Source organism: Burkholderia sp. AU6039 (assembly GCF_002223365.1).
GTDB lineage: Bacteria > Pseudomonadota > Gammaproteobacteria > Burkholderiales > Burkholderiaceae > Burkholderia.
In genome coordinates this window covers 756,906-769,982 of record NZ_NKFK01000005.1, presented here as the reverse complement: position 1 = coordinate 769,982, position 13,077 = coordinate 756,906, and the positions used below count along the sequence as shown (strand labels likewise).

Genomic DNA, 13,077 nt, shown 5'->3' with positions numbered 1-13,077 from the left:
TGATCCCATGACCACACCGATCTATCAGGAAATCAAGGACTTCATCCTCGCGCGCATTCATGCCGGCGAATGGGCGGAAGGCGACCAGGTGCCGTCGGAGAACGAGCTCGCGCGCGAATTCAACGTCGCGCGGATGACCGTCAACCGTGCGCTGCGCGAGCTGACCGCCGAGCAGGTGCTCACGCGCACGCGCGGCTCCGGCACGTACGTCGCGTCGCCGAAGTACGAATCGACGCTCGTCGCGATCCGCAGCATCTCGGACGAAGTCGCCGCGCGCGGCCACGGCTATCGTGCGCAGGTGCTGCAGGTGGGCGCGGCCGTCGCCGATGCGAAGCTCGCCGACGAGTTGCAGATCGACACGGGCAGCCCGATCTTCCATTCGCGCGTGCTGCACTTCGAGAACGACACGCCGGTGCAGCTCGAGGAACGCTGGGTCAATCCGGCCTGCGCGCCCGAGTACGCGTTGCAGGACTTCACGACCACGACGCCGAACCAGTACCTGACGCGCGTCGCGCCGCTGCAGCGCGTCGAGTACCGGATCGAGGCCGCGATGCCCGACGCCGAAACGCGCCGTCACCTGACGATGGACGACCGCGAGCCGTGCCTGCTGCTGCATCGGCGCACGTGGTCGCAGGGGATGGTCGCGTCGGTCGCCAATCTGTGGCACCCGGGCAGCCGTTATCGGTTCACTGGGCATTTCTGAGCTGAGGTGGATGCCCGGGCTTACCGCGCGCCCGGCGGCCCCCATCTCTCGATCGCACTGACGGCCCGTTTCAAGCCTTCCTCTTGTGCGATGCGCGCGCCGAGTTCGATCGCGCGCGCTTTCGTTTCGTCCCGTTCGGCGAATGCGATGGCCTGCGCCAGTGCGGCAGCGTCCATGCGCCGCCCCGCCACCGGCGCATCCGCGACGCCGAGTCGCTGCAGCCGGTTCGCCCAGAAGAATTGATCGCCCGCGAACGGCACGACGACCGACGGAATGCCGGCCCGCGCGGCCGAATGCGTGGTGCCCGATCCGCCGTGATGGATTGCCATCGATACCTGCGGGAACAGCCAGTCATGCGGCGTATCGCCGATCACGTGAACGTTCGTCGGCAGCATCGACGCGTCGATACCGCTCCAGCCCGGATAGAACAATGCACGGCGACCGGCGAGCGCGTGCGTCAGCGCTCCGACCATCGCGGCGCGATCGAAGCCGGCCATACTGCCAAAGCCGATGTACATGGGGCGATCGCCCGCTTCGAGAAATGCAGAGAGTTCGGACGATGGCGCCCAGGCATGCGCATCGATCCGCCACTGGCCGCATGCCTGCACATTCGACGGCCAGTCGCCCGGGCCGGACAGCAGCGCCGGCGACACGCCGTACAGCATCGGATGATCGGTCCACACACGCTTGCGCGGCGGCAACCCGCACACGCTCGCGCGTGCCGCATTCGTCGCCTTCCTGAACGCCTGCCACAGCAGCGCGTTCACGAACCGGTGGCTCGCGCGATTCAGCCAGCGCGGCACCTTCCCCGGCGGCAGGAACGGCGACGCGAATTCCGCAGTGGGCGTGATCGGGATCATGCCGGTGCCGATCGCCGGCACGCCGCGATACTCGGCGACCGACAAGCCGACGAACGATGCGAGCCCGGACACGAGGATCGCGTCGCAGCCTGCCGACGCATCCGCGATTTCGTGCATCCACGCAGCCGTGTTCGCATTGGCGATCGCCGCGAGCGCCTTCGACGTGTCATTGAAGCCGCCGCGCCCGCGCACCGCATCGGCCAATGCGCCATCCGGCGCAATCGCGCGGCGGATATCGCCGGACAACGACGCCGACGGCACGCCAAGCGCCACTGCCGACCCCAGCGTTGCCGCATCGGCCAGCAGCCGGACATCGTGGCCGGCATCGATCAGCGCACGACCGAGCGCCGCGAGCGGGCGCGTGTCGCCTTCGGTGCCGTAGGTGGCGATGACGAGCTTCATGCGTGACTCCTCGTGCGCGGCGGTAATGGGTGGATTCATAAAAATGCACGTCGTATACTAATGCAACTCGTGCACTTTCAGTCAATCCCCCGCCATGCCGACTCCGACCGACGACCCGGGCCGCCGCGCCCGCAAGCGCATCCAGATGCTCGCGCATCTCGCCGCCACCGGTGCACGCCTGTTCGACGCGCACGGCTATGAAGCGGTCACGATGGAACAGATCGCCGCGCAGGCCGATGTCGCGAAGCGCACGCTGTACAACCACTTTGCAACGAAGGAAGCCGTGCTCGCGCACTGGCTGGAGGGTGAACTCGCACGCGATCTCGCGCATCTGCAGCGCGACGTCGCGCGGCGCAAGACTTTCGCGTCACGCATCGGCTGCGTGCTCGATGCGTCGGCTGCGTGGTGCGAGCAGCATCCCGCGTATCTGCTCGCCTATTTGCGCCATCGCTTCCTGAGCATCGGAACGGTTGAAGCGGCAAGCGGTGGAGAGAATGGCAGCGATATCGCGCTCGTGTGGCAGCAACTGATCGCGGCCGGGCAGCAATCCGGCGAACTGAACGGCACGCTGCGGGCAGACCAGCTCGCGACGTGGTTCCATCACCTGTATCTCGCGGCGATGCTGCGCTGGCTGAGCCTGCCGGGGCTGTCGCTGAAACGGGAGTTCCAGGCGGTCGCGAAGCTGTTCGTCGAAGGTGCTCAAGCGAAAGGGTGAGCGGCGCCGGTAAGCGTTGACCGGTCAGGCGCTCACCGGATCACAAGCGCCCGAGCACGACCGAGAGCAGCGAGCGCCCGAAGCGGGCGACCGCCACCCCGCAGGCAACGAACGCGCGCTTCATTTCTTTCGCGACGATTTCGCGGCCGGTGCGGCAGCGTCGCCGCCCGACGGCCATTGCGTCTCGTCGAGCAACCGGTCGAACAGCCGTGCGCGCTCGTCGGCCGACAGCGGGCACAGCCCGAACATCGCCGAGAGCGCGAGCCCCCACGCCGCCTTCCAGCGCAGCAATGCAAGATCCGGATCGCCGGATTCGGCCGCGATGCGCTTCACGTTCTCTGCGTCGATATCCCGCACCTGCTGCAGCGGCGCGGGATCCTCGACCAGCGCCGCCATGATCGCGAGCGCCGCCGACGGCTGCTGGTCGATCACTTCGCGCATCGTCGCGATCTGCGCGGATAGCGTCGGCTGCCCCGCACCCGGATCGCGCGCGGCCAGATAGTCGCGCTGGAATCGTTGGTAGTAGTCCTGCTGATGTTCCATCAGCGCGTTCAGCACATCGCCTTTCGTGCGGAACTGGTGCATCAGCCCGCCCTTGCTGATGCCGCTTTCGCGTGAAATCGCGTCGAACGTGAGCTTGCCCGGGCCGTCGCGCTCGAGAATCGCGAGCGCCGCCTGGATTGCGGCAGTGCGCGTTCGCTCGGAACGCGTCGGGTTGTCCATGAACTGTCCCCGCTATGGAGTCGTACCATGCGACCGCGCCGGACCGGCGGGATCACATGAAGGAAGTGCGCGGAGTCTATCACAAACAAACCGCCTGGTCGGTTTACTTCCAGAAATGGCGGTGCTACGATCGGCTCCCGCATCGGCCCCTGCCGGATGCCGGACCGCACCGCGCGTCGCGCGGCGCGGCGCAAGCGCCACCTGCAGCCTGGCTGTCCGGCCGATCGACCCTGCCCGACGGCTTGTCGCTCCCGATATTCATGGGGTTGCTGCACCTCAAAAACAAACCGTCTGGTTGGTTTTTTTGCAAACCCGAAGCGGCAATGCCGCCCTGTTTCACCACCCTTCGCCCGGCTCCACCGGCGCGAATCCCGACCCGGAGCGTCAGATGAACCCCTTGTTCAAGTCCAGCCACCTGCTCAACGCCGCGCTCTGCGTCGTGCTCGCCGGATGCGCCGGCGTCCAGCCCGCCCGCTACAGCAGCATCGAATCGTCGCCGTACCTGCGCAGCGATCCGCAGGACAAGTCCGGGCGTGTGCCCTACCGCTACGCATTGCCGGCGGACTGGCACACGTACCGGAAGCTGATCCTCGACCCGGTGGCCATCTACCGCGGCACCGACCATCAGTTCGGCGACCTGTCCGACCAGGACAAGACGACGCTCGCCGCGTACATGGGCGACACGTTCGCGAAGAAGCTGAGCAAGCGCTTCGAGCTGACGAACACGCCGGGCCCCGGCACGCTGCGCGTGAAGCTGACGCTGACGGGCGCCGTGACGACGACCACGTTTGCCGGCGCATTCGCACACTTCGATCTCGCGGGCAACGTGTACAACGGCGTGCAGGCGATCCGCGGCCGCGAAGGCGCGTTCACGGGCTCGGTCATGTACGCGGTGGAGATCCGCGATGCCGCGACGAACCGGCTGATCAATGCGTACGTGACGAAGCAGTATCCGAATGCGATGAACATCGGCGCGAGTTTCGGTGCGCTCAGCGCGGCCAGGACGGGCATCGACAAGGGCGCCGATGCACTCGTCGCGCAATTCGACTGAAACCCGCCCGCACACGTTGGCCCGTGTGGCGCAGATGCGTGCCGGCCCGCTCGCGGGCGGCGCGCTTCTGGATCGCGCCGCTCGCAGCCGCCGCGCTCTGCATCGCATGGGGCATCACGTCGCTCGGCAACCGCGGGCCGACCATCACGATCGCCTTCGCGAGCGCCGACGGGCTGACAGCCGGCCGATCGACACTGCGGTTGCGCAACGTCGAAATCGGCCGCGTCACACGCGTTCGCGCGTTGCGCGGGCAGCCGGGCGTGACGATCGATGTGCGACTGAACGCCGACGCGCACGCACTGGCGGTGGCGGACACACGCTTCTGGATCGTGCGGCCGCGCATCGGGCCCGGTGGCCTCTCCGGCCTCGATACGGTGCTGTCCGGTACGTATATCGCGGCCGCGCTCGGCCATTCGCGCGAACCGCGCACGACGTTTGCCGGGCTCGACACGCCACCGATCACGGAAGAAGGCGGCCGCCACTACACGCTGCGCGCGGCATCGCTCGGCTCGGTCGCGATCGGCTCGCCCATCTATCACCGGCGCGCACGCGTGGGCCAGGTGACCGGCTATGCGCTCGATGCCGACGGGCACGGTATCACGATCGACGTGTTCGTCGCCGCGCCGTTCGATCGGGCTGTCGACGTCGACGCGCGCTGGTGGCAGGCCGGCGGCCTCGGCCTGCAACTCGGCGCGGGCGGCATGAAGCTCGACACGCCGTCGATCGCCGCGCTGCTCGGCGGTGCCCTTGCGTTCGCCTCGCCGCCCGGGCGCGCATCGAGCATCCCAGCACCGGACGGCGCACGCTTTCGCGTGGCCGATGATGAAATCGACGCGATGCGCACGCCGAACGCGCAGCCCGCGCCCGTCGTGATGCGTTTCGATCGTTCGCTGCGCGGCCTCGAGGTCGGCGCGCCGGTGGAGTTTCGCGGCATCGAACTCGGCAACGTGACGGCTGTCGGCACCGAATACGATGCAGCGCGCGGCGACGTCACGATGCGCGTGACGATGGCGCTCTACCCCGACCGCCTCGGGCAGCGCTACCGCGACGTGCTCGGCAACGGCGAGTCCGAAGCCGGCAAGGCACTGCTGCGCACGCTCGTCGCGCGCGGCTTGCGCGGCCAGCTGCGCGTCGGCAACCCGATCGCAAACCGCTCGTATGTCGCGCTCGACATGTTCCCGAATGCCCTGCCCGTCTCCGTCGACACGAATCACGAGCCGATCGCGTTGCCGACCGTGCCCGGCACGCTCGACGTGCTGCGCGTACGGATGACCGATATCGCCGGCACGCTTTCCCGGATGCCGCTCGATCGCATGGGTACGGATCTGAACGCAGCGCTCGCGAATACCAACGCACTGTTCGGGCAACTCGATACCGAACTCGCACCGCGTGCACGCATCGCGCTGGGCACCGCACGGCAATCCTTCACGGCCGCGCAGGCGATGCTCGCGCAACCAGGTGCGGATACATCGAACATGCGCCGCACGCTGACGCAATTCGCGCGAACATCAAGCGCGCTACGCGCGTTGGCCGACGATCTGGAGCAGCATCCGGAGTGGTTGTTGCCGCATGCATCGGGCACCACGCAACCTCCCGGCGCAGCGTATCCGGCGAATACGGCACGATAGACGCGTCGCGCGACGCCGATGCATTTTTACGACGGCCGCACGCATCGCATGCCAAATTTCCCGTGCAGCAGTATGCTGATGTCGTACGGCCGCGCGCGACGCTTCGGGTAATCCCTTCGTTTGCACGTTGTCGCGCCGCCGTCGCGACCGCAATCATGCGTTGCAAGGAGGGATTCGTGATGACAACCACGCATCAGCATTTCCACCTCGAACTACGGCACGCCACCGCGCCGACCTATTTCATCAGCTACCTGTTTCCCGCGTTGCTGTTCGTGTACGAACTGCTGCGCGTCGGCCAATGGATCCGCGATCACGGGATGCAATTCGCCGCGTTCAAGCAGATGGGTTACGAGTATTTGCTGATGCTGCTGTTCGTCGGACTGCAGATCGTCGTCGAGGCGATCTTCCTGCTCGGCGCTGCAATGCGTCGCGACAATCGCGACTTCGAGCACCGGCTGCCGAACGTGGTCCTCGGGATCGGCCTCTCGATCGCCGTGCTCGCGATCGACCTCGCGATCCAGCTCGCGTTCTGACGGCCGGCGGGCACCTGCCCGCCGGTGGCAGCAGCGCTCAGGCGAGCGCGTCGCGCAGGAACGTCGTCACGGCGGCCAGCACGTCGCTGGTTCGCTCGCGGTGCGGCATGTGCCCGCACTGGCCGAGCAACAGATACGACGACGGCCCCGCGACGCGCGCGGCGATCCGCTTCGGATGCACGTCGGACCCATATTCGTCGTCTTCGCCGTGAATCGCGAGCGTCGCGCATTGCACGTGCGGCAAGTCGTCGTCGAGATTCCAGTCGCGAAAAGCCGGCGACAGCCACGTGTCGACCCACGCGCGCAGCACCCATTCGGCCTTGTCGCCGTGATAGCGCGCGAGCCGGTCGAGCTGACCCGGTTCGTCGAACTGCTGCCCCGCGTCGCGGATGCCGGCCAGCGTGCGATCCTCGACGAACGCCTGCGCGGCGATCGTCACGAGCGCGCGGCAACGATCCGGATACGCGGCCGCACACCCGACCGCCATCCCGCCGCCGACGCTGTGCCCGAGCGCGACGAACGCGTCGACGCCCAGTTGTTCGAGCAGCGCCGCGAACGCGTGATCGGCCTCGTCGCGCACGAACGTCGTGCCGAGTGTCCCCGGATGGCGATCGGACCGACCGAAGCCGAGGCGATCGTAGGCGATCACGTCGCGCTGCGTGGCGCGCGCGAGCTGCGCGGGGAAGTCGCGCCACAGTTCGACGCAGCCCAGCGAATCGTGCAGCAGGACGATCGGCGCGGCCGGCTCAGGCGCGGCCGCCTTCGACGCCCCCGTCTGTTGCGCCAGACCACCGCGCCAGCGTTTCGCGAAGAGGCGCCCTTGCGGCGTCTCGACGGTTGTCTCCTCGATCGGGATATCGGTCATGTGTGTGTCGTCTGCATGAAAGCGGCCGCCCCTCGGCGGCCGTATCGAATCCTGCGATGTTGGCCCGCGCCCGCACGCAGCGTCAAGCAAGCCCCCACCGCCCGCGCGTTCATTCGGGCTGCGGCGGCAGATACTCCATCTGCGCCTCGTCGTACAGCCGGTAGATCAGCGCCTGCATCGCGCGAAGATCCTCCGATTCGTCGAGCATCCGCATGCTCATGATGATCGGCGACACGAGGTTCGGATCGTCGAGCGGCTTGTAGCTGATGTCGTCGCGCTTCAGCCCGTACACGCTGTGCGGCACGACCGACACGCCCTCGCCCATCGCGACGAGGCCGAGCGCGATCTGCAGTTCGCGCGTCTCGTAGATCTTGCGCGGCTGCAACGCGCGATCGTGAAACGCCGCGAGCACCTGGTCCGCGTAGCTCGGGCGCGGCGCCTTCGGAAAGATGATCAGCGTGTCGTTCACGAGGTCATGCAGCGACAGCACCGGCTTCGCGCTGTCGAGCGGATGGCCGACCGGCAGCGCGACGATCATCCGCTCCTCGCGCAGCACGACGCGCCGCACGCTCGGATCCTCGTGGCGGATGCGCCCGAACCCGACGTCGATGCGCCCTTCCTTCAGCGCCTTGATCTGGTCCATCGTCGACATCTCGTGCAGGCTCAGTTCGACCGCCGGATACTCGCTGCGAAAGCGCCGGATGATCTTCGGCAGCATCCCGTACAGCGTCGAACCGACGAAGCCGACCGACATGCTGCGCTCGATCTTGCCGACCCGCTTCGTCATCGATTCGAGTTCGGTCGTCTGCGCGAGCAGCTGCACCGCGTGGGAATAGAAGAAGCGGCCCGCATCGGTCAGCTTCAGCGGCCGCGCGTTGCGCTCGAACAGCGGCACGCCGAGCGCTTCCTCGAGCTGCTGGATCTGCCGGCTCAGCGGCGGCTGCGCGATATGCAGCCGTTCGGCCGCCCGCGTGAAATTCCGCTCTTCGGCGACCGCGACGAAGTAGCGGAGGTGTCTCAACTCCATGTTCGAATCCTCCCGGGCAGGCGACGGATGTTCATTCGGCACCGCGCACGGCGCGGGCGCCGGCCGTCCACACCGGCCCTGTCGGCCACCTGCCTCCCGATCCCGTCACGATACCTCAGCCGGCACCGCTCCCGGCGCGAACCGCATGGCGCGCGCAGCGGCGGCGAGCGCCGCGCAAAGCAAAACGGGAAGCCGCAACGCTTCCCGTTCGTTCACCGATACCGCGCCGCGGCACCGTGTGGGCCGAGCATCACACCTCGGTCGCGTAGAGCGCGTCGCGCTGCGCGTCGCTCAGCGAGTCGAGCGGCACGTCCGGCAATTGGTAGCAGATCATCGTGCCGTACAGCTCGGCGAGGCAATTGCTGCCGGCGTCGAGTGCGTAGCCGTCCTCGCCGTCCGGCGCCGGCGGGTACACTTCGCGCCACGCGTTGATCGCGGCTTCGAGTCGCACGATGGAAACGGGTCCGGCCTTCCGCTCGGCGGGTGATGCGCTCATGGATTCCTCTGGGTTGCGCGCTCCGCGGGCCGTAGCGGCCCGGATGGAACGATGAAAACGCCGGGCGTTTCGCCGGCCGCCGCGTGTCGCGCGCGCCGGATGCCGATCCGCGCGGCGCGCCTCGCGCCGGCCGGGCCGTGGCCCGGTAGGGTCGGGCAATATAACCGGCTTTGACCCCGTGCAGGCAAAAGCCGGGCAAAAAAAACGGGAAGCGCGAGGCTTCCCGTTTCGTCGTACGTCACGCGGCCACGTGCCGCGCCCGCGTCAGCCCGCGGTTTCGCGGTTCGCCACCGGCTGCCGCTGCGCGCCGCGGCTCGCGGCAATCCACGGCGCGATTTCCATGTCTTCGTAGCGCACGAAGCGGCTCTTCTTCAGGAACCGGAAGCCGAGCCACACGACCAGGAACAGCGGAATGCCGACATAGGTCGCGGCCACACCGGCCCAGTCGATCCGGTTCGCGAGGAACGCCTGATAGTCCTGGCCGAGCGCGATCACGAGGCACAGCACGAACGCGAACAGCGGGCCGAACGGGAACCACTTCGACTGGTACGGCAGCTGGTCGAGCGCGTAGCCCTGCTTCACGTAGCCCTTGCGGAACCGGTAGTGGCTGACCGCGATGCCGAGCCACGCGATGAAGCCGGTCATCCCCGACGTGTTCAGCAGCCACAGGTACACGGTCTTGTCGCCGTACAGCGACGTGAAGAAGCACAAGGCGCCAACCGCCGTCGTCGCGTACAGCGCATTGCGCGGCACGCCGCCCGCCGACAGCTTCGCGAAGATCTTCGGCGCGCGGCCTTCGGTCGCGAGGTTGTAGAGCATCCGCGTGGACGCGTACATGCCCGAGTTGCCGGCCGACAGCACGGCCGTCAGGATCACCGCGTTCATCACGCCGGCCGCGAACGCAAGGCCCGCGTGGCGGAACACGAGCGTGAACGGGCTCACGCCGATGTCGGTCACGTCCGTCTTCAGCAGGTTCGGGTCGGTATAGGGAATCAGCACGCCGATCACGAAGATCGCGAACACGTAGAACAGCAGGATCCGCCAGAACACCTGGCGCACCGCGCGCGGGATCGTCGTGCGCGGGTTTTCCGATTCGCCGGCCGCGACGCCGATCAGCTCGGTGCCCTGGAACGAGAAGCCGGCGATCATCGCGACGCCCATCAGCGCCGGCAGGCCGCCCGCGAACGGTGCGTCGCCGACCGTCAGGTTGCCCCAGCCGTTGCTCGGCGCGCCCTTCAGAATGCCGAAGATCATCAGCAGGCCGACGCCGATGAACGCGACCACGGTGACGACCTTGATCAGCGCGAACCAGTATTCGGCTTCGCCGAAGCCGCGCACGGTCAGCGCGTTGAGCAGGAACATCACGCCGAGGAACGCCGCGCTCCACCACACGCCCGGCACGTCCGGAAACCAGTAATGCATCACGAGCTGCGCGGCGACCAGCTCCACCGCGATCGTCACGGCCCAGTTGTACCAGTAGTTCCAGCCGAGCGCGAAGCCGAAGCCTTCGTCCACGTATTTCGCGCCGTAGGTCGCGAACGAGCCCGACACGGGCATGAACGCGGCCATTTCGCCGAGGCTCGTCATCAGGAAATAGACCATCAGGCCGATCGCCATGTACGCGACCATCGCGCCGCCGGGGCCGGCCTGCGAGATCGACGCGCCGGACGCGACGAACAGGCCCGTGCCGATCGAGCCGCCGATGGCGATCATCGTCAGGTGGCGCGCCTTCAGCGCGCGATGAAGCTTGGGTGGGTTCGCTGACGAACCGGATGGGTCGGATTTCGGAAGTGCGGACATAAACGAGACGAACGTTGAGCGGGCCGGCATCCGTAGCCGGCGCATGCGAAATCGGAGCGCGGTGCGCGTCCCTGCGATGCATTCGATGCGGCCCCGATACGCGTTGCGCGGTGGGCGCCTGCGGCGAAGCGCGGATTCTACCTGATTCGTCACGGGGACAGCTCAGGTGCCGCCGCCCGCCGCCGCCGTGGAGATTTCGCAGAATCAAGGGGTTGGCCGCGTCGAACCGGGCCGCCGTCGCAGGTCGGCTCAAAAACCCCGCGCGCTGGATGGTTATCCGGTGCTCCGATCCCATCGATGTTTCGCAACCGCCCCGTCGCCATCCGCCCGATACCGCACCGGCACGCATAATCGCCGGGTAATCACGGGATTATTCAGACAATACAACCGATATCGACGATTGATTCAAATCAAATCACCCGCGTGTAAAGCGGTAACGATGCGTAATCGTTGGGAATCGCCGTATCCGCATGCATGTTTTGCATGTGCACACGAATCTCCGGAATTCGCGAGATAATGCGGCCCGATTCAAAATAAACAGCGTACGGAATCGCCAACGACGCGAAAATCCGCCGCCCGCCCCCATCGAGGATGAAGTCATTCACGCTGCCCGCCGCGCTGCGCCGCCATACCGCGTCGATCGTGGCACGCATTCTGTCGCCGCGCGGCGTACTCGTGGCGGGGATCGTGCTGCTGATGTTCAGCTGGGGGCTTTCCACGTCGCTTTTAATCGAGGCGCGGCGCGATGCATACGACCATGCGGTCGAAAATGCACGCAACCTGATGCTGCTGATCGAACGCGATATCGCGCGCAATATCGAGCTCTACGATTTGTCGCTGCAGAACGTCGTCGACGGCATTACCGATCCTGAACTGGCGACGCTGCCCCCGCGCCAGCGCCACCGGCTGCTGTTCGACCGCGCGGCGACCGGCGAGTATCTCGGGTCGATCTTCGTGATGGACGCGCACGGCAATATCGTGATCGACTCGAGCGCATCGCCCGCCCGGCAAGGCAATTTCGGCGACCGCGACTATTTCGCCGTGCATCGCGACCAACTCGCCCAGGGCCTCTACATCAGCCGGCCGTATGCGTCCCGGCTGCGCGGCGGCGCCTTGACGATCGCCCTCAGCCGCCGGATCAACCGGGCCGACGGCGCGTTCGCCGGCATCGTCGTCGGCACGCTCAGCATCGACTACTTCCGCGCGCTGCTCGACGGCCTGGCGGTCGGCAAGCACGGCAGCGCGGCGATCGTCGAGGACAACGGCACGCTCGTGTCGCGCCTGCCATTCGACCCGCACGTGGTCGGCCTCGACCTGCACAGCTCGCCGCTGTTCATCGAATCGCAGCGCGCCCGCGACGGCGCGCTGACCGGGGTCGGCGCGATCGACGGCATCCGGCGCATCTATGTTTACAAGCATCTCGCCGCCCTGCCGCTGATCGTCGACGTCGCACCCGCCGAGATCGACATCTACGCGTCGTGGCACCACCGCGCGATCTGGACCGTCGTGCTGATGTGCCTGTTCACCGGGTTCATCGCGTGGGGGTCGCTGGCGCTGTCGCGCGAACTGAAGCGCCGCCAGGTCGCCGAATCGAAGCTGTACCGGCTCGCGCACACCGATGCGCTGACGGGCCTCGACAACCGCGGCACGTTCGACACGGTGCTCGCGAAGGAAGCGCAGCGTGCGTCGCGCAGCGGCCGCCCGCTGTCGGTGCTGTTCGTCGACGTCGATCACTTCAAGGCATTCAACGACTATTACGGCCATCCCGCCGGCGACGACGTGCTGCGGCGCGTCGCGCAAACCGCGTCGCGCTGCCTGCGCCGCGACAGCGATCACGTCGCGCGCTACGGCGGCGAGGAATTCGTCGTCACGCTGCCCGACACCGATGCGCCAGGCGCGTTGACCGTCGCCGAGGGCATCCGGCGCGCGATCGCGGCGCTCGACATCGAGCACGCGAAAAGCCCGTACGGGCGCGTCACGGCGAGCATCGGCGCGGCGACCGCCACCGACGGCCGCGTGAACGCCGCGACGCTGCTGCAGCGGGCCGACGAGGCGCTGTACCGCGCGAAGTCCGGCGGCCGCAACCGCGTGCTGGAGGCGCAGCCGAGCGCCGCCGGCGCATGACATCGCCGTGACGTGGCGTGAAGTCGCACGTCGGCCGGCCGGGCCGGATGACCGCACCGTGGACAGTCCTCCCGCGTTCGGTTAGCGTGACACCTGCTGCGCATGCGGCGCGGCGCCGGCCCGCGCAGGCCGCCGTGCGCGTTCCGGCCA

13 protein-coding genes are annotated in these 13,077 nt (G+C 67.5%); 6 read left to right on the top strand and 7 right to left on the bottom strand.

The annotated features are described in order from the left end of the window. The first annotated feature begins 7 nt into the window (after window positions 1-7). Complete coding sequence (gene hutC, locus CFB39_RS21280) at window positions 8-703, top strand: histidine utilization repressor (protein WP_089428141.1); 696 nt, start codon at window positions 8-10, stop codon at window positions 701-703. A 20-nt stretch (window positions 704-723) separates the two neighbouring features. Here hutC and CFB39_RS21275 read toward each other — a convergent pair whose 3' ends face one another. Beyond that, on the bottom strand, window positions 724-1,965 hold the full coding sequence (locus CFB39_RS21275) for a glycosyltransferase (RefSeq protein WP_089474339.1): 1,242 nt from the start codon (window positions 1,963-1,965) through the stop codon (window positions 724-726). 94 nt (window positions 1,966-2,059) lie between these two features. Between CFB39_RS21275 and CFB39_RS21270 the strand changes: the two genes are divergently transcribed. After that, on the top strand, window positions 2,060-2,680 hold the full coding sequence (locus CFB39_RS21270) for a TetR/AcrR family transcriptional regulator (RefSeq protein WP_089474338.1): 621 nt from the start codon (window positions 2,060-2,062) through the stop codon (window positions 2,678-2,680). A 120-nt stretch (window positions 2,681-2,800) separates the two neighbouring features. Here CFB39_RS21270 and CFB39_RS21265 read toward each other — a convergent pair whose 3' ends face one another. Further along, window positions 2,801-3,403 (bottom strand): TetR family transcriptional regulator, encoded by a 603-nt coding sequence (locus CFB39_RS21265; protein ID WP_089474337.1) that lies wholly within the window; start codon window positions 3,401-3,403, stop codon window positions 2,801-2,803. A gap of 388 nt (window positions 3,404-3,791) precedes the next feature. Here CFB39_RS21265 and CFB39_RS21260 point away from each other — a divergent pair, with 388 nt between their 5' ends. The 3 genes from CFB39_RS21260 to CFB39_RS21250 all read left to right on the top strand — a co-directional run bounded on the left by CFB39_RS21260 (window position 3,792) and on the right by CFB39_RS21250 (window position 6,615). Beyond that, window positions 3,792-4,454, top strand: a complete 663-nt coding sequence (locus CFB39_RS21260) for a DUF3313 domain-containing protein (RefSeq protein WP_089474336.1) — start codon at window positions 3,792-3,794, stop codon at window positions 4,452-4,454. A 38-nt stretch (window positions 4,455-4,492) separates the two neighbouring features. Next, window positions 4,493-6,082 carry an intermembrane transport protein PqiB gene (locus tag CFB39_RS21255; RefSeq protein ID WP_256991441.1) on the top strand — a complete coding sequence of 530 codons (1,590 nt, stop codon included), beginning with the start codon at window positions 4,493-4,495 and terminating at the stop codon, window positions 6,080-6,082. A gap of 179 nt (window positions 6,083-6,261) precedes the next feature. Then, on the top strand, window positions 6,262-6,615 hold the full coding sequence (locus tag CFB39_RS21250) for a hypothetical protein (RefSeq protein WP_089474334.1): 354 nt from the start codon (window positions 6,262-6,264) through the stop codon (window positions 6,613-6,615). A 37-nt stretch (window positions 6,616-6,652) separates the two neighbouring features. Here the strand turns inward: CFB39_RS21250 and CFB39_RS21245 are convergent, their stop codons facing one another. The 5 genes from CFB39_RS21245 to CFB39_RS40300 form a co-directional block, all read right to left on the bottom strand. Continuing rightward, the gene (locus CFB39_RS21245) at window positions 6,653-7,480 is read right to left on the bottom strand and encodes an alpha/beta fold hydrolase (protein ID WP_089474333.1); all 828 of its coding nucleotides are present in this window, start codon (window positions 7,478-7,480) and stop codon (window positions 6,653-6,655) included. Window positions 7,481-7,589: 109 nt separating this feature from the next. Then, window positions 7,590-8,507, bottom strand: a complete 918-nt coding sequence (locus CFB39_RS21240; RefSeq protein WP_011355987.1) for a LysR family transcriptional regulator — start codon at window positions 8,505-8,507, stop codon at window positions 7,590-7,592. A 250-nt stretch (window positions 8,508-8,757) separates the two neighbouring features. Continuing rightward, entirely contained in the window at window positions 8,758-9,003 is a 246-nt protein-coding gene (locus tag CFB39_RS21235) for a DUF3717 domain-containing protein (RefSeq protein ID WP_043178075.1), read from the bottom strand. Window positions 9,004-9,267: 264 nt separating this feature from the next. Continuing rightward, the gene (locus CFB39_RS21230; RefSeq protein WP_089474332.1) at window positions 9,268-10,803 is read right to left on the bottom strand and encodes an amino acid permease; all 1,536 of its coding nucleotides are present in this window, start codon (window positions 10,801-10,803) and stop codon (window positions 9,268-9,270) included. A gap of 410 nt (window positions 10,804-11,213) precedes the next feature. Then, window positions 11,214-11,456 carry a hypothetical protein gene (locus CFB39_RS40300; protein ID WP_179255076.1) on the bottom strand — a complete coding sequence of 81 codons (243 nt, stop codon included), beginning with the start codon at window positions 11,454-11,456 and terminating at the stop codon, window positions 11,214-11,216. Between CFB39_RS40300 and CFB39_RS21225 the strand changes: the two genes are divergently transcribed. Further along, window positions 11,395-12,927, top strand: a complete 1,533-nt coding sequence (locus CFB39_RS21225; protein WP_089474331.1) for a diguanylate cyclase — start codon at window positions 11,395-11,397, stop codon at window positions 12,925-12,927. The genes CFB39_RS40300 and CFB39_RS21225 overlap by 62 nt on opposite strands. Window positions 12,928-13,077 lie beyond the last annotated feature (150 nt).